General features: G+C 59.0%; 23 protein-coding genes. 5 read left to right on the top strand and 18 right to left on the bottom strand.

What is annotated here, in order from left to right:
* Positions 1-18 precede the first annotated feature (18 nt).
* The 13 genes from bamA to A6U86_RS04325 form a co-directional block, all read right to left on the bottom strand.
* A complete protein-coding gene (gene bamA, locus A6U86_RS04385) occupies positions 19-2,361 on the bottom strand; it encodes an outer membrane protein assembly factor BamA (protein ID WP_068386394.1) in 2,343 nt (780 codons plus the stop codon).
* A gap of 200 nt (positions 2,362-2,561) precedes the next feature.
* Complete coding sequence (gene rseP / locus A6U86_RS04380; protein WP_068386392.1) at positions 2,562-4,235, bottom strand: RIP metalloprotease RseP; 1,674 nt, start codon at positions 4,233-4,235, stop codon at positions 2,562-2,564.
* A 24-nt stretch (positions 4,236-4,259) separates the two neighbouring features.
* Positions 4,260-5,093, bottom strand: a complete 834-nt coding sequence (locus A6U86_RS04375) for a phosphatidate cytidylyltransferase (RefSeq protein ID WP_068386389.1) — start codon at positions 5,091-5,093, stop codon at positions 4,260-4,262.
* On the bottom strand, positions 5,093-5,839 hold the full coding sequence (locus A6U86_RS04370) for an isoprenyl transferase (protein WP_068386386.1): 747 nt from the start codon (positions 5,837-5,839) through the stop codon (positions 5,093-5,095). Before A6U86_RS04370 ends, A6U86_RS04375 begins: the two co-directional genes overlap by 1 nt.
* A gap of 106 nt (positions 5,840-5,945) precedes the next feature.
* On the bottom strand, positions 5,946-6,506 hold the full coding sequence (gene frr, locus A6U86_RS04365) for a ribosome recycling factor (protein WP_068386384.1): 561 nt from the start codon (positions 6,504-6,506) through the stop codon (positions 5,946-5,948).
* Positions 6,507-6,561: 55 nt separating this feature from the next.
* Entirely contained in the window at positions 6,562-7,281 is a 720-nt protein-coding gene (gene pyrH, locus A6U86_RS04360) for a UMP kinase (protein ID WP_068386380.1), read from the bottom strand.
* Between the two features lie 134 nt (positions 7,282-7,415).
* Complete coding sequence (tsf, locus tag A6U86_RS04355) at positions 7,416-8,342, bottom strand: translation elongation factor Ts (RefSeq protein ID WP_068386377.1); 927 nt, start codon at positions 8,340-8,342, stop codon at positions 7,416-7,418.
* A gap of 274 nt (positions 8,343-8,616) precedes the next feature.
* Complete coding sequence (gene rpsB / locus A6U86_RS04350) at positions 8,617-9,384, bottom strand: 30S ribosomal protein S2 (protein ID WP_068386374.1); 768 nt, start codon at positions 9,382-9,384, stop codon at positions 8,617-8,619.
* Positions 9,385-9,571: 187 nt separating this feature from the next.
* Entirely contained in the window at positions 9,572-10,678 is a 1,107-nt protein-coding gene (locus tag A6U86_RS04345; protein WP_068386371.1) for a substrate-binding domain-containing protein, read from the bottom strand.
* Complete coding sequence (locus A6U86_RS04340) at positions 10,678-11,295, bottom strand: 5-bromo-4-chloroindolyl phosphate hydrolysis family protein (protein ID WP_068386368.1); 618 nt, start codon at positions 11,293-11,295, stop codon at positions 10,678-10,680. The genes A6U86_RS04345 and A6U86_RS04340 overlap by 1 nt, the downstream gene beginning before the upstream one ends.
* Before the next feature lie 7 nt (positions 11,296-11,302).
* Complete coding sequence (locus tag A6U86_RS04335) at positions 11,303-12,877, bottom strand: VWA domain-containing protein (RefSeq protein ID WP_068386365.1); 1,575 nt, start codon at positions 12,875-12,877, stop codon at positions 11,303-11,305.
* A 5-nt stretch (positions 12,878-12,882) separates the two neighbouring features.
* On the bottom strand, positions 12,883-13,962 hold the full coding sequence (locus A6U86_RS04330; RefSeq protein ID WP_068386360.1) for a toxic anion resistance protein: 1,080 nt from the start codon (positions 13,960-13,962) through the stop codon (positions 12,883-12,885).
* 215 nt (positions 13,963-14,177) lie between these two features.
* Positions 14,178-15,005 carry a cell envelope integrity EipB family protein gene (locus A6U86_RS04325; RefSeq protein ID WP_068386357.1) on the bottom strand — a complete coding sequence of 276 codons (828 nt, stop codon included), beginning with the start codon at positions 15,003-15,005 and terminating at the stop codon, positions 14,178-14,180.
* 135 nt (positions 15,006-15,140) lie between these two features.
* Here A6U86_RS04325 and A6U86_RS04320 point away from each other — a divergent pair, with 135 nt between their 5' ends.
* From A6U86_RS04320 to A6U86_RS04305, 4 genes are all read left to right on the top strand, one after another.
* The gene (locus A6U86_RS04320; RefSeq protein WP_068387874.1) at positions 15,141-15,608 is read left to right on the top strand and encodes a RidA family protein; all 468 of its coding nucleotides are present in this window, start codon (positions 15,141-15,143) and stop codon (positions 15,606-15,608) included.
* Positions 15,608-16,327, top strand: a complete 720-nt coding sequence (locus A6U86_RS04315; protein ID WP_068386355.1) for a glycerophosphodiester phosphodiesterase — start codon at positions 15,608-15,610, stop codon at positions 16,325-16,327. The genes A6U86_RS04320 and A6U86_RS04315 overlap by 1 nt, the downstream gene beginning before the upstream one ends.
* Before the next feature lie 107 nt (positions 16,328-16,434).
* Positions 16,435-17,622, top strand: coding sequence for a GNAT family N-acetyltransferase (locus A6U86_RS04310; protein WP_068386353.1), 1,188 nt, complete (start codon positions 16,435-16,437; stop codon positions 17,620-17,622).
* Between the two features lie 41 nt (positions 17,623-17,663).
* Entirely contained in the window at positions 17,664-18,092 is a 429-nt protein-coding gene (locus A6U86_RS04305) for an HIT family protein (RefSeq protein ID WP_068386350.1), read from the top strand.
* 113 nt (positions 18,093-18,205) lie between these two features.
* Here A6U86_RS04305 and clpA read toward each other — a convergent pair whose 3' ends face one another.
* From clpA to cysE, 5 genes are all read right to left on the bottom strand, one after another.
* The gene (gene clpA, locus A6U86_RS04300; RefSeq protein WP_068386347.1) at positions 18,206-20,737 is read right to left on the bottom strand and encodes an ATP-dependent Clp protease ATP-binding subunit ClpA; all 2,532 of its coding nucleotides are present in this window, start codon (positions 20,735-20,737) and stop codon (positions 18,206-18,208) included.
* A gap of 10 nt (positions 20,738-20,747) precedes the next feature.
* Positions 20,748-21,101: an ATP-dependent Clp protease adapter ClpS gene (gene clpS, locus A6U86_RS04295; protein WP_068386344.1), complete on the bottom strand. Its 354-nt coding sequence runs from the start codon at positions 21,099-21,101 to the stop codon at positions 20,748-20,750.
* Positions 21,102-21,388: 287 nt separating this feature from the next.
* Positions 21,389-21,754 carry a phasin family protein gene (locus tag A6U86_RS04290; protein ID WP_068386342.1) on the bottom strand — a complete coding sequence of 122 codons (366 nt, stop codon included), beginning with the start codon at positions 21,752-21,754 and terminating at the stop codon, positions 21,389-21,391.
* Positions 21,755-22,120: 366 nt separating this feature from the next.
* Positions 22,121-22,324 (bottom strand): DUF3126 family protein, encoded by a 204-nt coding sequence (locus tag A6U86_RS04285; RefSeq protein WP_068386338.1) that lies wholly within the window; start codon positions 22,322-22,324, stop codon positions 22,121-22,123.
* 128 nt (positions 22,325-22,452) lie between these two features.
* The gene (gene cysE, locus A6U86_RS04280) at positions 22,453-23,316 is read right to left on the bottom strand and encodes a serine O-acetyltransferase (RefSeq protein ID WP_068386335.1); all 864 of its coding nucleotides are present in this window, start codon (positions 23,314-23,316) and stop codon (positions 22,453-22,455) included.
* 76 nt (positions 23,317-23,392) lie between these two features.
* Between cysE and A6U86_RS04275 the strand changes: the two genes are divergently transcribed.
* Positions 23,393-24,193, top strand: a complete 801-nt coding sequence (locus tag A6U86_RS04275; protein WP_068386332.1) for an enoyl-CoA hydratase-related protein — start codon at positions 23,393-23,395, stop codon at positions 24,191-24,193.
* The last annotated feature ends 2 nt before the right edge of the window (positions 24,194-24,195 follow it).

The raw sequence follows: 24,195 nt of genomic DNA, 5'->3' as shown, positions 1-24,195 counted from the left end.
AGTTCTGGACTGCCGATATCAGAACTGGTTGGCGATGCCAAACCGGAAATTCTCAACTTGGTCGTAATCCTGCTTGAGAACCGGAACAGCATAGTCAACACGGATGACACCGAACGGCGACGACCAGATCAGGCCTGCACCGAGCGAAGCTCGGATCGAACTATCGTTGTAAACCGAATCGCCGAAGGAATTCGCCTTGTTACCGTAGAGCGTACCCGCGTCCGCGAATGCTGCGAGACGCAGACCGATGTCCTGCGGTACGCCCGGCATCGGCATGCTCGCTTCAGCCGAAGCGGTGAAGTAAGTCGTGCCACCGAGCGGGTTGTTATCGTTATTGCCGACACGAGGACCGATACCAGCATTCTGGAAGCCGCGGATTTCACGGCCACCGAGCGTGAACTGGTCGAACACGTTCAGCTTGCTGCCATCCGTCGGCATCACGTAACCGGCACCAACCGTCAGCGAGCCGATGATATCGGCTTCGTCGCTGATCATCTGGTAGTAACGGGCCTTGCCGCTCAGCTTGTAGAAGTTGGAGTCGCCGCCGAGGCCTGCAAATTCATGCGTGAACTTGGCGATGAAGCCTTCACGCGGCAGATTCTGATCGTCCAGCGTGTTGTAGGTAAAGGTCTGCGAAATCGTTGACTGGGTCCAGGGACCGTTATCAATCAGATTGACATATGCGCGCGAAAGATTGTCCTGCCAATCGTTCGTGCCGTCGTATGTCAGCTTCTTGTAGTTATAACGCAGGGTCGTCGCCAGGTTCTCGGTGATCGGCGCGGTGACGCGCAGCGAGAAGCCTTCTTCCGAATAATCATAGTAGTCGGCGCTCGACGTCTGGTTCTTGAAGATATCGAAACCGGCGGCCAGACGATAACCGAGGAAGTAGGGCTCGGTGAACGAGACGTTATAGGTACGATTGCCTTCCGTGCCGGCACCCGCTGCGATGCGGATATACTGACCACGGCCGAGGAAGTTCTTTTCTTCCACAGAGGCTTCCAGAAGCAGACCGCCGTTGTTGCCGACAGCGTAGCCAGCACCGATACCGAACGAGCCGGTCGGCTGGTCTTCGACATTGACGATAACGACAACACGGTCAGCGGCACTGCCCTGCGCCGTGGTGATGTCAACCTTGGTGAAGTAGCCGAGGGCATCAAGACGACGCTTGGCGCGCGTGATCATTTCCTGGTTGAAGGCGTCGCCTTCGTTCAGGTCGAATTCGCGGCGGATGACGTAATCGCGCGTGCGGGTGTTGCCGCGGATTTCGATGCGCTCAACATAAGCGCGCTCACCCTGGTCAACCAGATATTCGATACCGATCGTGTGACCGGTCAGATCGCGGTTCCCGCGTGGCGTGATGCGCGCGAACGGGTAGCCGGCGGCAGCGACGCGCTTGGAAATGTTCTCGATCGAGGTCTGGATATCCTTGGCGCTGTAAACATCGCCCTTATGCGTGATAACGAGACCCTTCAGTTCCTCGGCGTTGACGCCATCGACCGTCGAGACGACGTTGATATCGCCGTAATTGTAGCGCGGACCTTCGTCGACGTTGAAGTTCAGGGTATATTCGTTGTTCTGCTCATTCAGCGTCGCATCGGCGCTGACGATTCGGAAGTCGGCATAACCGTGATTGTAGTAGAACTGGCGCAGCGTGTCCTGGTCGGCCTGCTGGCGTTCCGGGCTATACACGTCCTTACGCGTCAGGAAGGAAAGGAAGTTGCTCTTCTTGGTGCTGATGACCGAAGCAAGACGGCCGCTGCCGTAAGCCTGGTTGCCCGAGAAGTTGATCTTGTCGATCTTGGTACGGTCGCCTTCATTGATGACGAAGGCCACGTTGAGGCGGCCCTGCGCGACCTCTGCGGTCTGCGTCGTCACCTGGACGTCGTTACGGCCAATCGAAGCGTAGGCGTCCTTGATGGTCTTGATATCGGCTTGGACGCTGGCTTCGTTGTAGGGACCGGCAGCATGCGTCTGCACGATGCCCTGAAGCTTGTCGTCCTTGATCTTGTGGTTGCCGTTGAAAACCACAGCGTTGATCAGCTGGTTTTCCTTGACGGAGACGACAAGCGCGCTGCCCGAAACGCTGATATGCACATCGGAGAAGTATCCGGTCGCATAAAGCTGCTTCACCGATGAATCGATATCGGCGGGAGAGAAGCTCTTGCCGGGCTTGATCGTGATATTATCACGAACAGCCGTTGCCCCGATGCGCTCGGCACCCTGGACATCGACCCGCTGAATAACAGCGGCTTCCGCAACTGAGGCAGAGGCAAGGGTGATAACACCAGCGCCCGACGCAACAACACCAGCAGACAGCGCTACCGCCGACACTGCGTTCAATAATCTTGAACCAGCCTTCATTTTCACTTCTTACCTTTTTTTCAGTCGTCCCCAGCCCCGAGCGAACCCGATTCCGGCCACGTGTGTCGTTTTACCCGCTTTTGACATACAAGCAAGGGAGCAAGTTAATTTCCGTTTACTTCATTTCAAAGCGTGACCCATTCGCCACTACAGCTTTGAAACATCGTAAATAAATCGTAATTTCCTCTCGTCTCGCTCCGCTAGCCTAATCTGGAACTAATATCGTTCCATGTCGCAAACACCATGAGTGACAACACCATCGCAAATCCAATCCGGAAAGCGATATCCTGTGCCCGTGCACCCAACGGTTTTCCCCTTACGGCTTCAATCGCATAGAACATCAGATGCCCGCCATCAAGTACCGGCACCGGCATCAAATTTAATAACCCTATTGAAACAGAAAGTATGGCGGCGAACTGAAGCACCGCAGCAAAACCCAGGGTTGCCATTTGCCCCGAAAGCTGTGCAACCCTGATGGGGCCACCCAGCTGATCGGCCTTCATGTAGCCGCCGATGACGTTGGCGAGATATTCGAAGGTTCCCGAGATGATGCTCCCGGTCTGCTTCACGCCCTCGCCCACGGCCTGTAGCGGCCCATAGGCCTCGTAGCGCAGCTTGATCGGCTTCTGTCCGTCCGTGATGCCGATAGTGGCGATCTCCGTCTGGGTGCCGAAGGCATCCGCCTCCTCCGACTTCTTCGGCGTCACAGGCAGGTCACGCGCCTGGCCATTGCGTTCGACCGACAGGGTCACCGGCTTGTCGGCATGCGCGGCGGCATAACGCTGCACTTCACCGATAGAGCTGACGGCACGTCCATCCACAGAAAGAATGCGATCGCCGAGCTCGAGGCCCGCCGCTTCCGCGGGGCTATCGGGAGCGATCGACCCGACCAGCGGATCGATCGGAGCGATACCGATGCTGCCCACATCCTTTTTGTTGCCGGAGGCGTCGGTGTCGGTCAGCTTCTCGGGAACCACCGGAAAATCGCGTATCTGGCCATTACGCTGCACAGTCAGGACAATGCTCTTGCCGGGGCGATCACTGACGTAGCGACCGATATCGTAATAGGTGGCGACATTGTTGCCATCGACGGCAACCAGCCGATCTCCAGCCAATATACCAGCCTTTGCCGCGGGGCCGGCCGGCTCGATGGCAGTAACCAGCGGATCGACCAATGCGATGCCGATGCGGCCCATCTCCATCTTGTTGCCGAACTGATCGGTGTCCTCAACCAGTTTCGGAATAATCTTGAAGTCGCGCTTCTGACCATCGCGTTCGACGCTCAGCGTGATGGTGCGGCCCGGGCGCAGCCCGACATAGCGCTGCACCTCGTCGAAAGTGGTGATCTTGACACCGTCGATGGCAACCAGCCGGTCGCCAGGCTCGATACCGGCCTCGGCAGCGGCGCCGTCACGCGTTACCATGGCAACCACGGGATCGGCCGCGGTGCGACCGTAAATGCTGAAGAGCACGGCAAAGATGGCGATGGCGAGAATGAAATTTGCAATCGGACCGGCTGCAACCGTCGCGGCCCGCTTCCAGAGCTTGGCACCAGCGAAGGATTGGGCCCGCTCCTCCTCCGTCATTGCCGACAGTTGATCGACATCGGTCTTGCTCGAGGCATCCTCGTCGCCGAAGAAGCGCACATAGCCGCCAAGCGGAATAAGCGAGAGTTTCCAGCGTGTACCATGGCGATCGGTAAAGCCGGCAATCTCCGGACCGAAACCGATCGAAAAGGCCATGATGCGGATACCGGACCAGCGGCCGACCAGATAGTGGCCCATCTCATGCACAAAAACGAGCAGCGACAGGACAAAAACAAACGTGATGACGTTGTTCGTTAAAAACCCGATGAAGCCAGCAGCGGCACCCATGCAACGATCCTGTTCGTGTTAGTTTCAGACACCGAGCAGAACGCCGCCCAATGACAAGGTCTCGCCGCTCATTGTCAGCGATATTACGATAGCCAACAAAAACGCCGCAAAACAAGCAAAAATTAGTCCATCGACCCGATCCATGACGCCGCCATGGCCAGGAATCAGGTGGCTTGAATCCTTCACGCCGAAACGGCGCTTGATGAAAGACTCGAATAAATCGCCGATCTGGCTGCATATGGACAGTACCAGCGCCAGGATCGGCACCCTCAGATCATCGGCGGAAAAATAGCTCCAGACGACAGCGGTCCCCGCAATAACGGCGGCAATGGCACCGCCGATCGCGCCTGACCAGGTCTTGCCCGGCGAGATGCTCGGCGCGAGCTTCGCCCCGCCGATCGCACGGCCGACGAAATAGGCAAAGATATCGGTTGCCCAGACGGTGGCGAAGATGAACAGCATCAACACGAAGCCGCGCAGATCGTCATCGCGAATCTCGGCAAGGGCAATCGCGGTCAATCCGGAATAGAAAACGCCGCCGGGCAGCCACCAGCTTTTTCGCCGGACACCGGCCATGACCGCAGTCGCGGCAACAAAAGCAGCCAGGACCTCGACGGAGTACACCGATTCGCCCATCAGGGTTGCACCGGCGATCAAGACAAGGCCGAGCCAACCGAGCGCATTTCCCTGCGGATCGCGGCCATGCAGGTCCGTTATCGTCGACCACTCATAATAGACGAGCAGGCCTATGGCCGCCGCGAGAACACGAAAGCCCAGGCCGCCATACCAGGTGGCCGCGAGAACGATGACGGCAAGGATGATGCCGGAAATGATACGCAGCCTGAGTTCGCGGCTCATCAGGACCCCACGGCCGCCGCCGGCTTGGCGGAAAGACCGCCAAATCGCCGGTCGCGCGCGGCATATTTCTCCAGCGCTGCAAAGAAGAGATCGCGGCTAAAGTCGGGCCAGTATTCGGGCATGAACATGAATTCCGAATAGGCCGCCTGCCAAAGCAGGAAGTTCGACAGCCGCTCCTCGCCGCTCGTGCGGATGATGAGGTCCGGATCGGGGATTCCGGCTGTATCCAGGCGGGCGCCGACCAAATCCGGACTTATGTCCTGCGGACGCAGGCGTCCCGCCTCAACGTCCCTGGCCAGGCTCGCAAAAGCCCGCACAATCTCGTCGCGCGAGCCATAATTGAATGCAATGACCAGCGTCAGGGCCGTGTTGTTCCTGGTGGTCTCTTCGGCCTCGATCAGCAGCGGCAGAATATCGCCACGCAGGTTGCTGCGATCGCCGATGACGCGGATCCGCACGTTCTGTCGGTGAAGCTCGGCAAGATCTCGCCGGATGAAGGCCTTGAGAAGACCGAGGAGGTCGCTGACCTCCGTCTCCGGGCGGCGCCAATTCTCGGAGGAGAACGCAAAGAGCGTCAGATATTTTATGCCGATATCGCCGGCCGCCCGTACCGTTTCCCGAACGGCCTCCACGCCCTTGCGGTGGCCCATGGTGCGCGGCAGGCCGCGCGCGTTGGCCCAACGCCCGTTGCCATCCATGATGATGGCGACGTGTTCGGGTACGACAGAGAACGTAGGAGCTGACATATGGATCCGGTTTCGTTCGGCAGAAGATGCCCTGGCCTCGTAATCTAGGGCACAATCACGGCTTTCAATGTTTCCAAATCGAAAGCGCGACGTCCCCAGCGTGCGATCAGACCTGCATGATTTCCTTTTCTTTGTCGGCTAGCAAGCGGTCGACATCCGAAATCGTCTCATCAGTCATCTTCTGCACACGCTCGGAGAGCGATCGGCTCTCGTCTTGACCGATTACCCCGTCCTTTTCGGCCTTTTTGAGACCATCCATGCCATCACGGCGGACGTGGCGAATCGCGACCTTCGCCTTTTCGGCATATTCGTGCGCAACCTTGACCAGCGACCGGCGGCGCTCTTCGTTGAGTTCCGGCAGCGGAATGCGCAGGTTCTGTCCATCGATGATGGGATTGAGACCAAGATTGGATTCGCGAATGGCACGCTCAACGGCGCCGACCATCGACTTGTCCCATACCGATACCATCAGCATGCGGGCTTCCGGAACGCTGATATTCGATACCTGGTTCAGCGGCATGCGAGAGCCGTAAGCTTCGATCGTGACCGGGTCCAGAATGTTTGCGGATGCACGGCCGGTGCGCAGCGAGGCGATATCGCTCTTGAATGCCGCGATGGCGCCATCCATGCGCCGCTTCAATTCCTTGAGGTCTGTGCCGTCACTCATGTCTATACTCCCCTGTAATAAGGCGACGCCGGGGCGACCCGGCGCCACAGGAACGTCAATTGTCTGATACGATGGTCTTGCGGCCGCCGCCGGTCAAGATTTCCCCGAAGCCGCCCTTCTCATGAATAGAGAAAACAATGATCGGAATGGAGTTTTCCCGCGCAAGCGCCACGGCTGCCACATCCATGACCGCCAATCCCTTTTCCAGCACCTGGCTGTGCGTCAGGTGATCGAAACGCTCGGCATCTGGGAACTTCTTCGGATCGGCGGAATAGATGCCGTCGACCTGCGTGCCCTTGAAGATCGCCTGTGCGCCCATTTCGGCAGCGCGCAGGGCCGCCGCGGAATCAGTCGTGAAGAACGGATTGCCGGTGCCGCCGGCAAAGATCACCACGCGGCCAAGCGAGAGGTGATAGAGCGTAGCGCGCTGCGAGAAGCTCTCGCAGATCTCCGGCATGGAAATGGCTGATAACACCACGGTCTCGATGTCGAGCTTGCGCAGCGACGTCGCCAGCGCCAGCGCGTTTATAACGGTTCCCAGCATGCCCATATGGTCGCCGGTGACGCGGTCGCCGCCCTTGGAGGCCACTGCGACGCCGCGGAAGATATTGCCGCCGCCGACGACGACGCCGACTTCGACGCCCATTGCGCGCGCTTCGGCGATATCGGAGGCAATCCGGTCGGAGACGGTAACGTCGATACCGAAGCCTTGGCTGCCCATAAGGGCTTCACCTGAGGCCTTTAGCAGTACGCGCTTGTAGATCGGCTGAGACATCGTGGCTCCTTGAGGTGATCGCGGGGGATGATTGTGAAAGCCGGATACACGAAGGGCACCGCGTTGTCACGCGATGCCCTGAGGTTTTCCCTGATATGGTTTCACCAAACCGGGATATGATTTCTTTTCGCTGATCAGCCCTTGGCGACAGCCGCGACTTCAGCAGCGAAGTCGGTTTCTTCCTTTTCGACGCCTTCGCCGAGCAGCAGACGGGCCATGCCGACGACTTCGATCGCGGCGCCAGCGGTCTTTTCAGCTTCCTTGATGGCAGCGCCGACCGTCAGGTCCGGATTGATAACGAAAGCCTGCGAGAGAAGAGCGACTTCCTCGAAGAACTTGCGCATGCGGCCTTCGACCATCTTTTCGATGATGGCTTCCGGCTTGCCGGATTCGCGGGACTGCTCGATGAAGACGTTGCGTTCGCGTTCGGCGACTGCTGCATCGACTTCTTCTGCGCGGATAGCCAGCGGGTTGGTGGCAGCAATGTGCATGGCAACCTGACGGCCGATCGACGTCAGAACGGCCTTGTCGCCGACCGACTTCAGGGCGACCAGAACGCCGAGCTTGCCGATGCCGTCGCCGGCAGCGTTGTGGATGTAGGTCGCGACAACGCCGTGCTCGACTTCCAGCTTGGCCGAACGACGAAGGGTCATGTTTTCGCCGATGGTGGCGATCGCGTCCTTGATGGTGTCGGCGACCGGCTTGCCGGATGCCGGATAGGTGGCAGCCGAAATGGCTTCAACCGTGCCGTCGGTGGACAGCGCAACTTCGGCGATACCGCGAGCGAGATCCTGGAAGGCATCGTTACGGGCAACGAAGTCGGTTTCGGAGTTGAGCTCGACGACAACAGCCTTGTGGCCGGCGCCGGCGATGGCAACCAGGCCTTCAGCGGCGGTGCGGCCAGACTTCTTGTCGGCCTTGGAGATGCCCTTGGCGCGCAGCCAGTCGATCGCTGCTTCGATATCGCCGTTGGTTTCGGTCAGCGCCTTCTTGCAGTCCATCATGCCTGCGCCAGACTTTTCGCGCAGTTCCTTCACCAGTGCAGCCGTAATCTCGGTCATAAGCTTCCTCTTGTCGGTTCATACGGTGCGGCATGCGGTTTCGATCCGAAGCGGCACCGATTTGAGGGACGAAATGTACCCGTAAGTATGACAGCGTTATGAAGCTGCGTCATACTGTGGAATTCGTAATTGGAACATGCCTGGATTTTTCCGCCCAGGCGAGGCGTTACCTAAAACGCGATAAGGCCGCTCGAACTTCTTGAAGTCGCAAACGGCCTTATCCCGGATGTCAATGCGCTTGGGCGGGCGATTTACTGCCCGCCTCGCGGCGCGATCAGGCTTCGGCGCCGTCCGCCAGGGTCGGCTCGACCGGAGTTTCCTCGGCAGCACCGAGGTCACGGCCCGATGCGCTCTGCTGGCGAGCAATGCCGTCGATGGCAGCGCGCGCGATCAGATCGCAGTAAAGAGCGATGGCGCGCGAAGCGTCGTCGTTGCCCGGGATCGGGTAGTCGATCAGGTCCGGATCGCAGTTCGAGTCGATGATGGCGACGACCGGGATGCCGAGGCGCTTGGCTTCGTCGATCGCGATCTTTTCCTTGTTGGTGTCGATGATGAACATCAGGTCTGGCGTGCCGCCCATGTCCTTGATACCACCGAGGGCCTTGTCGAGCTTTTCGCGCTCGCGCTCAAGGTTCAGACGTTCCTTCTTGGTGAAGCCCTGGGCGTCGCCGGAGAGGATTTCGTCGAGCTTGCGCAGACGCTGGATCGAGTTGGAGATCGTCTTCCAGTTGGTCATCATGCCGCCGAGCCAGCGGGCGTTGACGTAGTACTGAGCCGAGCGCTTAGCGCTGTCGGCGATCAGTTCAGACGCCTGACGCTTGGTGCCGACGAACAGAACGCGGCCGCCACGGGCAACGGTGTCGCTGACAACCTGCAGGGCGCGGCTCAGCAACGGAACCGTCTGTGCGAGGTCGATGATGTGGATGTTGTTACGATCGCCGAAAATGTACGGCTTCATCTTCGGGTTCCAGCGGTGCGTCTGGTGGCCGAAGTGAACACCTGCTTCGAGAAGCTGGCGCATAGAAAAATCGGGCAATGCCATGCCTTTGTATCCTTTTCCGGTTGAACCTCCGCAAGGCGAACAGCATCCTCTTCGAGAATGCCACCGGGCGGAACGATCCGGATTTCTCCCGGACAATCCCATGCCTTACGTGTGGAATGCGGCTGCCCATACATTCGATTTGCCGGGAATGCAAGGCTTTCGTCTAAAAAAGAGCCCCAGCCTGCCCTCAGGCGGCCAGTTTATCGAGCAGGGCCAGCATGACATTGGCGTCCGGCATAGGCAAGACGGCATCGATTTCCGCCGGCAGCAGGCCGGCAATGGCGCTGTCGGCATCACCCGTCGCCGTACCCAGCGGCCCGCGGAATCCATGCTTTGTCCAGGCGAGCTCCTGCAATCGCGGGCTGATCAACGCCTCGATCACGCGATCGGCCTGTTCGTCGATGGCGATCAGGGGATGGGCGGAATAAACGGTCGGATGCGGATAGAGCACCACGGGCTTTGCGCCGTTGCTGGCCTGGACCCTTTTCCAACGCTGCGGGTCGGCGAGGATCCATTCCACCAGCTGATTCTCATAGCCGACAATCATCGGTTCACCGCCAATGCCGCCGGCAAGATACTGCTCGAACAGCTTGCCCGATGATGAGGACTTGAAGCCCATGTTGCGGAAGATGGCCTGCGCCTTGTCACCAAACTGCGCGAGACCGTCGGCATTCGCGACGTTGCCGCTCAAGAGGCTCAGCACCAGGCCGGCGAACATGAAGCCGGAATTGGAACGGTTCGGATCCGTGGAAACGATCCGGGACTGTCCATAGAGCGAGCTGACGCCGAGCTTGGACCACGTCGTTCCTGCAAGCACGGCATCGAGCAGCGCCTTCAGATCGAGCTGATGCTGGCCTTCCGATGTCGTGGTGACAAGCCCGGCCTTAATCAACCCATCGACGACAGGTTGCCAGGAATAGACGATGACAGGCGTGTTGAGGATGACGCGGTCATTACGGATCTTGATGCCGTTTTGCCGGGCGATATCGACCATGATCGAGGAGGACGGCCAGAGAAATGCCGGGTTCTGCGACAGCAGAGCCTGTTCGCGCACCATCTCGACCGAGCCCGCGACGCGGCTGTTGATCTCGAGCCCATGGCTGTGCAGCGCGCCGATCACATCCCTGTCGGCCAGGAATGCTTCCTTTTCGCCGCCGATAAAGCCGAAAAGCTTTGTGCTGTTGCCGAGCAGCCCCTGCAGCTCCGGCCGATCCTTGACGGCGAAATAGCCGCCGGTGCCTGCAACCCCGGCAGCGAGCAGCCCTACTCCAAAAGCGCGGCGGGAAATGGCCATCAGCGTCCTATATCCTCTTTGAGCGAGGCCTGTATCAGCCGCAGCTCCGTATCAAGCGTATCGAGCCTGTCATCGACCAGGCTGTCCGAATAGTGGACGAAGGCATCCTCCAGCTTGGTCAGGACCAGGCCGATCTCCTGCAAGCGCGCCGCATCGGGCTGGCGCTTCGCCTCGATCACGGCGAAGCCTTCCGCCACTTCGGCGGCGCGCGGGAGGTAATAACTCAAGAACCGCCTCACAGTGGCGGCGCTTTCCGGATTGGCCTCGACCTTGGCAAAGACGTCGGCGGCAATCTCCGCCAGATGGCGCACGCGCCTTGCCGTGTCCTTGCTGGTAATCCCGGCAGCCGAAGCCTCCAGCCTGCGCGCGGCCGGTGCCGCCGAGTTCAGCAGATCACGGGCGAATTCAAGCCGTCCCCGGCCGATGACCCTGGCATCCAATCCTTCGAAAAGGCCGCGTGGCGCCAGCACGAAGATGAGGCCGACAAAGACGAGCAGGCCAATGGCGGCCGCGATCCATATCGGCATGCCGGCAAAGAAGCTCAGCACGGGAATGACGATCGCGGCGGCAAGGCCTGCCACGATCCAATTCCAGTCATTGCCGAACCAATTGCGCATTCTCGTCCTAATTATAGCCGCGCACTGCCCGGAACGCGCTGACCAGATCGCCGCGACCATCGAAGACGCGTGCCGAGGTTTCCTGCGCCAGGGCATCCAATTGCCGCTTGTCCGCATCGCCGAAGGTGATGCCGAACACCGGGACATGCGGACTGACCGATGCCCATCGGCTCATGAAATCGCGATTGGCATCGTCGGATTTTCCATCGGTCATGATGACGATCGCCGGCAGGTAGGACGACAGATCCCGCGTGCTCTTCATCCAGTCAAGCGCCCTGCTCGCGCAGGCATACATATCCGTACCGCCGCCGGCGCGCTGGCGCGATACCTTGTCGACAAGGTTCTTCTGCTGAGCCGGATTTCCCGTACCCTCGAAGGTGCCGCGCACATTGGCGTCGAAGGGAATGACCATGATGCGATCGGCCGGGGTCCATTGCGCCAATACCTTGCCGGTCTCATCCGGATTGAACAGGAATCGCATGGCCGCCTGGAGCTGATTTTCGCCCTGCCCCTCCATCGACCCCGAGAAATCGAGGCAAAGAGCCGTCAACGACGGCTTGCGCAAGGCCACCTGATAGAGATCAAGCGCCTGGCGGATCACAGCGGGCTCCGGCATGCGAATCGCCGTCACCAGCCGTGTCGGATCGAAATTCCATGACGGGTCCGGCTTGGCCGTAACATCGGCGAGCGGAATGCGGCGGCCGGTATCGGCAATGCGCTTCTGCACCGGCGCGGATCGCAGATACTCGACGAGCTGGTTGAAGAAGGTCTCAACCTCTTGCCCGCGTCCATGATCGACGAAACCGATGGGAGAATCGGCAACCACGACGCCATCGGCCGGATAGATCGCATAAAGCGGCTCCTTGCCCATGCCCGCGAGCTTGTCGTTGGTTTCCTTGAGGACAGCTTCGTAATTCCACATGGCGTCATAGAGCGTGCCCTTCGAGGCCTGATCCATATAGAGATCGGCAAGCCAGCCGGAGGAACCAGAGGAACGTTCGACACCGGCGAGCAAAGACCGAACCGCATTCTGGACATCCGGCTTATCGAGATCGCCGGGCTCGATGACGGGTTTATTGCCGAGCGCGGTCGACAGCATGCCGAGATAGGCGCTGGCGCCGGAATTGGACTGCGTCGCCGATGTCATGAGAAACTTCAGCGAGCCGCTCTTCACCGCCGCCAATATGTCCCGCATGTAGACCGGCTTGCCGACCCAGCCGAGCGCCTGGGCCTTGGATTTGCGCACGCCGAGAATGACCGGCATCTGCGCGACCGAGGTCAGCGATTTCACCCGGCGCTTGACGTCGAACATATCGACCCAAACGCTTGAGGCCGGCCAGACGGCGTCCTGCTCGACACCCTGCTCACTCTGGAGAGCAAGCCCGATATCCAGCGTGCCCTCATAGGAGAAGCTGCAGGCCGCTCTCTTCTCCTTGCAGAATTCTTCGACGATTGGCTGGATGACGGTGTTTTCCGAGCCGGAAACGATCGAGAATTTCGGACCCTCCCCACCGACATTGCAGCCGCTGAGCGCGAGAGCCGCAGCCAGTATCAGCCCGGTGACGAATGTGCGGTTTATCATGCGAATTACCGCGCCTCGATCATTGCTTTCTTGAGCTCAATGGTCATTTTTTGCATCCGCTGCTCAGCCTCGGCCCGCTTGGCGCGGCCATCCTCCTGCACCTTCAGCACGCCACCGATCGTATCGATCAGGTCACGGTTGGCAGCGGCAAGCGTATCGATATCGACGATACCGCGCTGCGATTGCTGTTCTATGGCAATCGCCTGATCCTTCATCATTTTCGATGCCTCTCGGATCATGTCGTTGGTGGCGTCCGTTACCGTCTTCTGCAATTCGAGCGCCGATTTCTGCTGGGTCAGGCCGAGCAGGATCACCATCTTCTGCTTCCAGGCCGGCACCGTCAGCGCCGAGGTCGCTTGCAGATTCTCGATCAGCGTCTCGTCGCCCGCCTGGACGATACGGATCTGCGGCAATTGCTGGATACCGAGCTGGCGAGCCTGCTGTAGGTAGAAAACCCGCTTTTCCAAGCGATCCAGAGCCTGCACGCTGTCCTGATAGACCTGCGCCTCCAGCATGCCGCCTCCGGCATTGGCCGAAGCCGCATCGGCGGCACTCTTGAGCCTTGGAAGCTCCGTTACGCGAAAGCGCTCGGTGAAACTCTTGCCGGCCTGCACATAGGCATCGAGCTGCAGGATGGACTGCTTGGTCTCCTCGTGCAGGTCGTCGAGAAGGGCGATATCGCGACGCAGAATATCCTTGTGGCGATCAAGCTCCAGCCCGATGCGATCGATCTGGCCCGCCACATCCTCGAACTGCTCCTTGAAACGCTCAACCCTCGCCCGGAAGGAGGAGAACATCCGCGACAGGAAGCCCTCGTCCTTCAGGGACGCGGGATCGAGCTTCTTCGATTTGACGATGATATCGGTGAGCAGCTTGCCGACTTCACCGAGATCGCGGTTTCGGACTTCGCGCAGAATCCGGTCCGAATAATCCGACACGGATTGCTGGGCGCGGTCGCCATAGACGGAAATACCGGCACGGTCGGTTATGTCGATGGCATCGCCGATGCGGGCGATTTCAGCCGGATCGGCAGCGACCACAGGCAGGGTCTCATTGGAACCGGCGGCGATATCGGTATTGCTCATAGGTCAGGCTTTCTCGTCCATAAAAACGGAGCCGACCGCAAAAATCATCAATCGTCCCCAAGACGATCATTTCCCCGCGCGCCCCACCACAATTCCAGATCGTTATGGGAAGCGGTTAGACTCACCCAAGCGTGCCGATCGTTTCACACAATAGTGAAACTTGGATCACAGTTTTATGACGGGAACCTTGCAGCTTGCGCGCTATCGCTCGGTAGCTATTGGCAAGCCTTGTTATCGAGAACTTCGAGCTTAGTCAGCTTGCCAGTCAGGACGAAGTCGCCATAATCCATGGTGAGATCGCGCGTGATGCCATTCTCGTAGAGCTTGAACGACATGCGGTAGACCGGCATGGCGTCGCCCGTGGATTTCTCATTGAAATAGGCGACGGTGACCGGCCAGAAAGCCGTCTTGGCAAAGGCGCCGGCCTTGTCGGCATCGGGATCATCCTTGGCGGGCGTCTCCTGCTTGCCGACGACCGTGGTGGCGATCAACGGCTTGTCGCCATCGTCGGAACCGTCAAAAACCTGAGCTTCGAAGAATTTCTTGCCGATCTTCGCATTCTGAATGATGTCGAGCATGTGTTCCGTCGGAAACCGGCTCTGGATGAGCTCGACCTGCTTGCTGTGCGGCTGCGTCAGATCGACTTTGATGCCCTTTTGATCGTCGGTTGCGGCGCCGCGCACATCCTTGTCGAGCTGGCTATCGGTGTATGACTTGGTTTCGAAGCGGAACACCCGCTTGGCCAGATCCTCGAAGGTCTTTGTCTGCTGGTCGCTGACACGCGTGGAATCGCCCGTGTCGATCTGTGTGACGAAACGGAAATTCGTGGTGAATCCGGCGCAATCTGAGCCTTCGAATTCATAGACCATGCGACCGAACATTCCGGCGATGCCGGAGCGGTCGGTGGCGTCCTTCAGTTCCAGATCGTAGACGGCGCGATGCGCGATAAGTCCACTTGGACCTGCCGCCTGGGCGGCTGGCGTCCCCAGTGAAAGAATGCCCAGCCCCGAAACGACGGTGGCAGCAATACTCGAGCGGAACATTCATTATCTCCTGTTGGACTCGCACGCGATGTTATAAGAACGCTTTCGGCTAAAACGAGGCTGCCAGTCCGAATTGGCGGAACTTAGCCTTGATGCCGGATTTTTGAAGGTTTTACAACAAAACGGGAGATGAAAATGTCCGACGCTATAGAGGATCGTCTGAAGGAACTCGGGATCGTTCTGCCGCAGGCCGCTGCACCGGCCGCCAACTACGTTCCCTATGTCATCAGCGGCAATCTTCTCTATCTGTCGGGGCAATTGCCCATCGAGAACGGCAAGGTCAACGTAACAGGCCATCTCGGCAAGGACGTCGACGTTGCCGGCGGCCAGCGCGCCGCCGAGCTTTGCGCCATCAACATTCTGGCGCAGGCGAAGGCGGCCCTGGGCGGCGATCTCGGCCGCATCAAGCGCCTGATCAAGCTGAATGGCTTTGTCGCCTCGACACCGGATTTCGTCGAACAACACCTTGTGATCAACGGCGCCTCCAATCTTCTGGCAAATGTATTGGGCGAAGCTGGCAAGCATGCCCGCGCCGCCGTCGGCATGGCTGCCCTGCCGCTCAATGCCGCCGTCGAAATCGATGCCATCCTGGAAATCGCCTGATGAGCAAGCTTGCCTGGCTGACCGAACGTCCCGTCGCCCATCGCGGCTATCACGACATGAACAAGGAAGTCTGGGAGAATACGCTCTCGGCCTTCAGCCGCGCCATCGATGCTGGCTTTGCCATCGAATGCGACCTGCATTATGCCTCCGACAGCGTGCCCGTCGTTTTCCATGACGACGATCTGCAGCGCGTCTGCAATCTTCCCGGTGAGTTGCGCGAGCGCACTTCGGCCGAACTCGGCCTGCTCTCGATCGGCGGCACCAAGGACAAGATCCCGACCTTGAAGCAGCTCCTGCAGCTCTGCGACGGCAAGGTTCCGCTGGTGCTGGAGCTCAAGGGCCGCGAAGGCGATGACGAAGGCTTTGCCGAATCCGTGCTCGAGGTGCTGGAAGACTATAAGGGCCATGTGGCCCTGATGAGCTTCGACCATTGGCTGCTCAAGGACCTCAAGTCGCTGCAAGCACCCTACCCGGTCGGGCTTACGGCAGAAGGAAACAAGCCTGAGACGTTTTTTCAGCATGACGAAGCCATGCAGCTTGGGCTAGACTTCATCTCGTACTTCTATGGCCATCTGCCGAACCCCTTCATCACGGCGCAGCGCCAGCGCGGCATTCCGGTCATCACCTGGACCGTGCGCGACGAAGCGGCCCGCAAACATACATTTGCCAATGCAGACCAGATGACCTTTGAAGGTTTTGATCCGCGCATCGCCTCGTAAATCGGCTTCGATCGAAGGAAGGCTATGCACAAACTTGAATTTCCACTGCGTCCAGCGTGGCGCAGTGGTTGAGAGCCCCGCCCTTCCTTCCTAGCGCCAAGAATTTGATGACAGACGAATTATCCATTCGAGTCGAACGATCCTTCAAGAACATCGCTCCGGAAAGCTGGTCCAGGCTGGCCGGGGCGTCCAAGACGAGCAGCGTGTTGCCCTACAATCCGTTTGTCTCGCACGCCTTTCTGTCCTCGCTCGAGGAATCCGGCTCGGCAACCGACAAGACGGGGTGGCTCGGCAACCATCTGCTGCTCGAAACCGATAGCGGTGAATTGATCGGCGCTGTCGTCGGTTATCTGAAAAGCCACAGCCAGGGCGAATATGTCTTTGACCATGGCTGGGCCGATGCCTTCGAGCGCGCCGGCGGCCGCTATTATCCGAAGCTGCAATGTTCCATTCCCTTCACACCTGCCACCGGACCGAGACTACTGGTCGCCGACGGCCAGGATCGGGAGGCTATCCAGCCGGCGCTTGCCGAGAGCCTGAAGGAAGTGACCCGGCAGCTCGGCGTTTCCTCGGCGCATATTACTTTCCTGCCGCAAGACGAGGTTTCCGTCTTCGAAACGGATGGCTATCTGCATCGCACCGATCAGCAGTTCCATTTCATCAATGAGGGCTATTCGGATCACGATGCCTTCCTCGAAACGCTGGCCTCCCGCAAGCGCAAGGCGCTGAAGAAGGAGCGCCGCGCCGCGCTGGAGCACGGGATCACGATCGACTGGCTGACCGGCAGTGACCTCACCGAAGGTATCTGGGATCAGTTCTTCGCCTTCTACATGGATACGGGCAGCCGCAAATGGGGCCGGCCCTATCTGACCCGGAAGTTCTACTCGCTGATCGGCGAGCGCATGGCTGACGATGTCCTGCTCGTCATGGCGAAACGCGAGGGCCGCTACATAGCCGGCGCCATCAATTTCATCGGCGGAGAAACGCTTTACGGCCGGCATTGGGGCTGCATCGAGGACCATCCCTTCCTGCATTTCGAGGTCTGCTATCACCAGGCGATCGATTTTGCACTGAGCAAGGGATTGAAGCGCGTGGAGGCAGGCGCACAGGGCGAGCACAAGCTGGCGCGCGGTTACCTGCCCGTCATCACGCATTCGGCACATTATATCGGCCATCAAGGTCTGCGCCGTGCGGTCGCCGACTATCTGAAGCATGAGCGGGAACAGGTGGAAGAGATGAGCGAAGTTCTGAGCGAACACAGCCCCTTCCGCAAAGGCGAACGGCAGGATATCTAGCCGTCCACGACAATCACAAACGGAAGACGAGGAGACCCTGGATGACCAACGCGGCCTACGACAGCAACAATATCTTCGCGAAGATCCTGAAAGGCGAGATCCCTTCCTATCGTGTCTACGAGGATGAGCACACGGTCGCCTTCATGGACGTCATGCCGCAATCGCCGGGCCATACGCTGATCTTGCCGAAATCTCCGTCGCGCAACATGCTCGATGCCGATCCGGCAGCGCTTCAGCACGCGATCACCGTGGTCCAGAAAGTCGCCGTCGCGGTTCAGGAAGCGTTTGACGCCGATGGCGTCTATATCGCCCAGTTCAACGAGCCGGCTGCAGGCCAGACCGTGTTCCATCTCCACTTCCACGTCATCCCGCGTCACGAAGGCGTGGCGCTGAAGCCGCATTCGGGCAAGATGGAAGATGGCGCGGTGCTGGCAGACAACGCCAGAAAGATCATCGAAGCCCTGAGCTGAACGGGAGGCAGGCGAGCCTGTTCATCTCTTACATTAGATATCTCATATAATAAAATGAAAAGGCTGCACTGTTGCCAATGCAGCCTTTCTGTTTTCAAGCGATCACGCGCCAGTTACTTGCGCGGAACCTTCGGCACTGTGCCACCCTTGCGCGGTGACTTGCCTTCCGGCTCGACGTAGTCGCTGGCCGCAGCGGCCTTGGCCGAGCGACGGGCATCCGCGGCTGCACCGGCCTTGCCGACACGCCTTCTGGCCTTGACAGTGGTGTCGCCGTCATCGTGCTCCACCTCGGCCGGCACGTCGCCGACCTCGGCTTCCGGCTTCGGCCGGATCGGTGCGGTCTCGGAGACGGATTCGAGCACGATGCCCGTGGTGCCGTCTTCCTTCTTGCCGACCGTGACCGTTACGACGCCACCCTTCTTCAACTTGCCGAAGAGGATTTCGTTCGCCAGCGGCTTCTTGATGTTTTCCTGAATGACACGCGCCAGCGGACGAGCGCCCATCTTTTCGTCGTAGCCCTTTTCTGACAGCCAGGCGATCGCGTCCTCGTGCAGGTCGAAGGTCACATTCCTTTCGGAAAGCTGAGCCTCCAGCTGCATGATGAACTTCTGCACGACCTTGTGGATAACGACGGTCGGCAGCGGCGCGAACGGAATGGTCGCATCCAGACGGTTGCGGAATTCCGGGGTGAACAGCCGGTTGAGAGCCTCTTCATCCTCGCCCGTACGCTTGGCGGAGCCGAAGCCGATAGCGGCCTTGGCCATTTCCGATGCGCCCGCATTGGTCGTCATGATCAGGATGACGTTGCGGAAGTCGATCTTCTTGCCGTTGTGGTCGGTCAGCGAACCATGGTCCATGACCTGCAGCAGGATATTGAAGATATCCGGATGCGCCTTCTCGATTTCGTCGAGCAGCACCACGCTATGCGGATGCTGGTCGACACCATCGGTCAGCAGGCCGCCCTGATCGAAACCGACATAGCCGGGAGGTGCGCCGAGCAGACGGGAAACCGTGTGACGCTCCATATATTCCGACATGTCGAAGCGCAGCAGTTCGACGCCCAGCGACGAAGCAAGCTGCTTGGCGACCTCCGTCTTACCGACGCCCGTGGGGCCGGAGAAGATGTAGCAGCCGATCGGCTTGTTCGGTTCGCGCAGGCCAGCACGAGCCAGCTTGATCGCCGTCGACAGAGCCTCGATCGCCGTGTCCTGGCCATAGACGACCGAACGCAGTTCCTGTTCGAGGTTGGCGAGAACCATCTCGTCATCCTTGGACACCGTCTTCGGGGGAATACGGGCCATGGTGGCGATAGTGACCTCGATCTCCTTCTCGGTGATCAGCTTGCGACGCTTGGACGGCGGCAGCAGCATTTGCGCGGCACCCGTTTCGTCGATGACGTCGATCGCCTTGTCCGGCAGCTTGCGGTCGGAAATGTAGCGCGCCGACAGCTCGACAGCCGACTTGATGGCGTCGTTCGAGTAGCGCAGGTGATGATACTCTTCGAAATAGGGCTTCAGGCCCTTCATGATTTCGATGGCATCCTCGATGCTCGGCTCGTTGACGTCGATCTTCTGGAAGCGGCGGACAAGTGCCCGGTCCTTCTCGAAGAACTGACGGTATTCCTTGTAGGTGGTCGAACCGATGCAACGGATCGCACCCGAGGAAAGAGCCGGCTTCAGCAGGTTCGATGCATCCATCGCACCGCCTGAGGTGGCGCCAGCGCCGATGACGGTGTGGATTTCATCGATGAACAGCACGGCGCCCGGATATTCCTCGAGCTCCTTGACGACCTGCTTCAGGCGTTCTTCGAAATCGCCGCGATAACGGGTGCCGGCGAGCAGCGTGCCCATGTCGAGCGAAAAGATCGTCGCATCGGCCAGAGCTTCCGGAACCTTGCCTTCGACGATGCGCTTGGCAAGGCCTTCGGCAATCGCCGTCTTGCCCACACCCGGGTCGCCGACATAGAGCGGATTGTTCTTCGAGCGGCGGCACAGCACCTGGATGGTGCGGCTGACTTCCGAATGGCGACCGATCAGCGGATCGATCTTGCCGTTCTTGGCCTTCTCGTTGAGGTTGACGCAATAGGCCTTCAGCGCATCCTGCTGCTTCTTGCCATTGCCCTCTTCCTGCTCGCCGCGGGAGGTCGGCTTGCTTTCGGATTCGCTTTCCTCGGCGCCACGCGGCGCGCGGGCCTGGGAGGAGCCCGGACGCTTGCCGATGCCGTGAGATATGTAGTTCACCGCGTCATAGCGGGTCATTTCCTGCTCCTGCAGGAAGAATGCAGCATGGCTTTCCCGTTCCGCGAAAATCGCGACGAGAACGTTGGCGCCCGTCACTTCCTCGCGACCGGACGACTGGACATGGATCACGGCACGCTGGATGACGCGCTGGAAGCCGGAAGTCGGCTTCGAGTCCTCATCATAGCCCGTAATCAGGTTGGACAGTTCATTATCGACGTATTCAGTCAGAGTCTTACGGAGCGCGTCGAGATCAACATTGCACGCGCCCATGACAGCTGCGGCGTCGGCGTCGTCAACCAACGCCAAAAGCAGATGTTCCAGCGTGGCATACTCGTGATGCCGCTCGTTCGCGTAAGTCAGTGCCTGGTGCAGCGCCTTCTCAAGACTAGGCGAAAATGTTGGCACGTTCAGATCCTCACTTCTTTTCCATAACACATTGCAGCGGATGCTGGTGCTGCCGGGCAAAATCCATCACCTGGCTCACCTTCGTTTCGGCTACTTCATATGTATATATCCCGCATTCGCCCACGCCTTGGTTGTGAACATGAAGCATGATGCGGGTGGCACTCTCAAGATCCTTTTGGAAGAAACGCTCCAGGATGTGGATCACGAAATCCATGGGCGTATAGTCGTCATTCAGAAGCAGCACGCGATAGAGGTTGGGCTTTTTGGTCTTGGGCTTGGTGCGTGTAATCACCGAGGTCCCGCGGTTTGCGTTTTCCCCATTCCTTTCGCCGTTGTTTTGCATCCGGATCGGCTCAGCGATCATTTCGTTCTTTCCTCAAATCATCCGGCAGAAGCTATCGCATTCCGACTTGGCAAGTGGGTTGGTTTATTGACTCGGTCGGGCCGAATGTCCGAACCCCTAACGTAGTTCATATTGGCGCGATTTTAAGCCCCTTACTGGACACTGCAATCACAATTCGCTGACAAAACGGGCTGCGGCCAAAAAAGTCGCTGCATATGGCCCGGGCTGGCCCAAGTTTATGAAAACGCAAAAGACCGGCCACGCATCGCGCAGCCGGTCTTTCCAAATTTTATCGCTTCGGGCGATTCTTAAGCGGCGGGGGCCGTCGCGGTTGCCTTGCCAGCAGCCTTCGTCGCAGCAGCGATAGGCGCTTCATAGGGCTTGTAGGCGGTCTTGGCGAGATCGGCATACATTTCGCCGAGCTTGGTGGCTTCAGCCACAAAGTTTTCGTAGGCGGACTTCACAAAGCTGCTCTGCAGTTCGAAGGCAGCTTCAAAGCTCTTGACGCCAGCGAGCGTTTCAAAATGGGCAATGCCGTCCTGGAAAGACTTCTTGGAATATTCGGCAGTTTCGGCGGCAATCGCCTGGAAACCCTTGTTGACATCGGAATAGCTCTTCAGCGCCGTGTCTACAGCTTCCTTGCCCTTCTTGTTGGCTTCTTCAAAATTGAACATGCGTCTCCGTCCCTTTTGTTGGCCAGCCGACGGCCGGTTTACCGCCTCAAAGTTAAATGCGATGCAACATTAGTCAAGTAGTCTTGTGCGTCGCAATATCCTCTCAAGGTTGCATTTCCGGTAACAGGTCGATGTCAGCAGCACCGGTTGCACTGCATCATTCTGATTTTCCTAATATATATCATTCGCCCTGCAACCAGAGGCTTTGGGAAAAATATTGCCGCTCTTCGCGAAAATCATAGCCGGGCGGCAACCGGCTCAGCTGGAATTCGGCGTTGTCGATCACGGCGGCAGCCATAGAAAAGAGCCGCATTTCAATGAAACACGGCTCGAAAATTCGATTGCGAAATGGATCGCCGAAAAGGCCTAGAGATCGACGTCCAGAATAGCCATCGAGAAATTGTAGGAACGATCGCCATCTTCATCGTCGATATAGACGACGCCGAGGAATTCTTCCCCAAGATAAACTTCTGCCGAATCATTCTTGCGCGGCCGGGCCTTCACCACGATCTGGGGGTTAAGCGTGCGCTTGAAATAGGCGTCGAGTTTCTTGATTTCGTCAGGCTTCACAATGCATCTCCGTGAGGATCTCTGGTTGGCCGCTTCTTGCATAGGAAAAGCGGCAGTGTAAAGACCGGAACGGCGCCAATACACCTTTGGCGACGCCGCTCGATCTCGGAAATCAGGCTGGACCTTCCTTAGATTCCAGCACCCATGATCTGGTCCACGACCATGCGTTCGGCGAGCAATTGATCCATGGAACGCGAGGGTTCGGAACAGCCGGCTTCACCGACGACCTTGGCCGGAACACCGGCAACAGTCGTCTTCGGCGGCACTTCCTTGAGGACCACCGAGCCGGCGGCGATACGCGAGCAGTGGCCGATCTGGATATTGCCCAGGATCTTGGCGCCGGCGCCGATCAAGACGCCATGGGCAATCTTCGGATGACGGTCGCTGCCTTCCTTGCCGGTGCCGCCAAGGGTGACGCCATGCAGGATCGATACGTTGTCGCCGATAACAGCCGTTTCGCCCACCACCAGGCCAGTCGCGTGATCGAGGAAAATGCCCTTGCCGATGCGCGCCGCCGGATTGATATCGGTCTGGAAGATGCTCGAGGAGCGGCTTTGCAGGTAAAGCGCGAAATCACGCCGGCCGCGATTGTACAGCCAGTGAGCGAGGCGGTGCGTCTGCAGGGCATGAAAACCCTTGAAGTAGAGAACCGCTTCGAGGAAACGCAGGCAGGCGGGATCGCGATCATAGATGGCCTGGATGTCGACGCGCAGGATCGAACCCCATTCCGGCCAATCGGCCAGCATTTCTTCGAATGTCTGCCGCAGCAGGATGGCCTGCATGTCCGGATGATCGAGACGCTCGCAGATACGATAGATGACGCATTCTTCCAGCGAACGATGATTGATGATCGTCGAATAGAGAAAGGCTGCCAGAAGCGGGTCCCGCTCGGCGGCGGTGCGAGCTTCCTCGCGCATGCTATCCCAGATGGGATCCACGACCTTGACCGTGCCCAGGCCCTCCAAGGGGCGAATGTCCGTTACTGCGACCATTGGCGGCCTCCCGATTTTCTGTCTGGCGTGCATTATATAGAATAAATGCCACACAAGACAAATGGGTCGAGCGCGCATGAATTTCGAACGTGATTTTGCCGGCGGTCTCCTTCGTGTAACCAGCAGCGATGCCATAGGCACGATCACGATCAAAAATCCCGATAGGAAGAATGCGGTAACCGCCGCCATGTGGCGCGCAATTCCCCAGGCCGTTCGTTTTCTGACCGATGAGGCACATGCGCATGTGCTCGTTATTCGCGGCGTGGGCACCGATTTTTCCGCTGGCGCCGACATCCGTGAATTCGACCGCCTGCGTAAGGATGCCGAGACGGCCGTCATTTATGAGGCATCAAACAGCGAGGCATTTACAGCCATCCGCCACTGCCGCGTGCCGACGATCGCCGCAATCCGCGGCATCTGTTATGGCGGCGGCTTCGGGCTGGCGGCCGCCTGCGATTTGCGGATTGCGGAGCAAGGCGCGCGCTTCTGCGTCCCCGCCGTACGTCTCGGCATCGCCTACCCCGCCGATGCCGTGCAGGATATCGTCAACGCGCTCGGATCACAGATGGCCAAGGTTGCGCTGTTTACCGGCGCGCCAATGTCGAGCGAGAAGATGGCCGCGGCCGGATTTCTCCTGGAAGAGTTAGAGGCTGGCGCTTTCGATGGTGAGGTATCCGCCCTCGCCCATGCGATCGCGGCCAACGCGCCGATTGCGCTGCATGCCTCCAAACTCGCAATCCGCGCCGTCATCGAACAGGACGGCGATCTGCTGCGCGAGGCGGAAGTCATCGGCGCCGAGACTTTCGATAGCGCCGACTATGCCGAGGGGCGCGCCGCCTTTGCCGCACGCCGGAAACCGAAATTCACCGGCAAGTGACT

The sequence above is a fragment of the Rhizobium sp. AC27/96 genome, from assembly GCF_001692325.1.
GTDB lineage: Bacteria > Pseudomonadota > Alphaproteobacteria > Rhizobiales > Rhizobiaceae > Rhizobium.
The sequence above is the reverse complement of the archived record's forward strand: the minus strand, read 5'-3'. Positions and strand labels throughout refer to the sequence as shown.

Excerpts from the sequence above, each read along its gene's own strand:
- bamA (WP_068386394.1), bottom strand. The coding sequence starts at position 2,361 with ATGAAGGCTGGTTCAAGATTATTGAACGCAGTGTCGGCGGTAGCGCTG.
- rseP (WP_068386392.1), bottom strand. The coding sequence starts at position 4,235 with ATGGGTGCCGCTGCTGGCTTCATCGGGTTTTTAACGAACAACGTCATC.
- A6U86_RS04375 (WP_068386389.1), bottom strand. The coding sequence starts at position 5,093 with ATGAGCCGCGAACTCAGGCTGCGTATCATTTCCGGCATCATCCTTGCC.
- A6U86_RS04370 (WP_068386386.1), bottom strand. The coding sequence starts at position 5,839 with ATGTCAGCTCCTACGTTCTCTGTCGTACCCGAACACGTCGCCATCATC.
- frr (WP_068386384.1), bottom strand. The coding sequence starts at position 6,506 with ATGAGTGACGGCACAGACCTCAAGGAATTGAAGCGGCGCATGGATGGC.
- pyrH (WP_068386380.1), bottom strand. The coding sequence starts at position 7,281 with ATGTCTCAGCCGATCTACAAGCGCGTACTGCTAAAGGCCTCAGGTGAA.
- tsf (WP_068386377.1), bottom strand. The coding sequence starts at position 8,342 with ATGACCGAGATTACGGCTGCACTGGTGAAGGAACTGCGCGAAAAGTCT.
- rpsB (WP_068386374.1), bottom strand. The coding sequence starts at position 9,384 with ATGGCATTGCCCGATTTTTCTATGCGCCAGCTTCTCGAAGCAGGTGTT.
- A6U86_RS04345 (WP_068386371.1), bottom strand. The coding sequence starts at position 10,678 with ATGGCCATTTCCCGCCGCGCTTTTGGAGTAGGGCTGCTCGCTGCCGGG.
- A6U86_RS04340 (WP_068386368.1), bottom strand. The coding sequence starts at position 11,295 with ATGCGCAATTGGTTCGGCAATGACTGGAATTGGATCGTGGCAGGCCTT.
- A6U86_RS04335 (WP_068386365.1), bottom strand. The coding sequence starts at position 12,877 with ATGATAAACCGCACATTCGTCACCGGGCTGATACTGGCTGCGGCTCTC.
- A6U86_RS04330 (WP_068386360.1), bottom strand. The coding sequence starts at position 13,962 with ATGAGCAATACCGATATCGCCGCCGGTTCCAATGAGACCCTGCCTGTG.
- A6U86_RS04325 (WP_068386357.1), bottom strand. The coding sequence starts at position 15,005 with ATGTTCCGCTCGAGTATTGCTGCCACCGTCGTTTCGGGGCTGGGCATT.
- A6U86_RS04320 (WP_068387874.1), top strand. The coding sequence starts at position 15,141 with ATGTCCGACGCTATAGAGGATCGTCTGAAGGAACTCGGGATCGTTCTG.
- A6U86_RS04315 (WP_068386355.1), top strand. The coding sequence starts at position 15,608 with ATGAGCAAGCTTGCCTGGCTGACCGAACGTCCCGTCGCCCATCGCGGC.
- A6U86_RS04310 (WP_068386353.1), top strand. The coding sequence starts at position 16,435 with ATGACAGACGAATTATCCATTCGAGTCGAACGATCCTTCAAGAACATC.
- A6U86_RS04305 (WP_068386350.1), top strand. The coding sequence starts at position 17,664 with ATGACCAACGCGGCCTACGACAGCAACAATATCTTCGCGAAGATCCTG.
- clpS (WP_068386344.1), bottom strand. The coding sequence starts at position 21,101 with ATGATCGCTGAGCCGATCCGGATGCAAAACAACGGCGAAAGGAATGGG.
- A6U86_RS04290 (WP_068386342.1), bottom strand. The coding sequence starts at position 21,754 with ATGTTCAATTTTGAAGAAGCCAACAAGAAGGGCAAGGAAGCTGTAGAC.
- cysE (WP_068386335.1), bottom strand. The coding sequence starts at position 23,316 with ATGGTCGCAGTAACGGACATTCGCCCCTTGGAGGGCCTGGGCACGGTC.
- A6U86_RS04275 (WP_068386332.1), top strand. The coding sequence starts at position 23,393 with ATGAATTTCGAACGTGATTTTGCCGGCGGTCTCCTTCGTGTAACCAGC.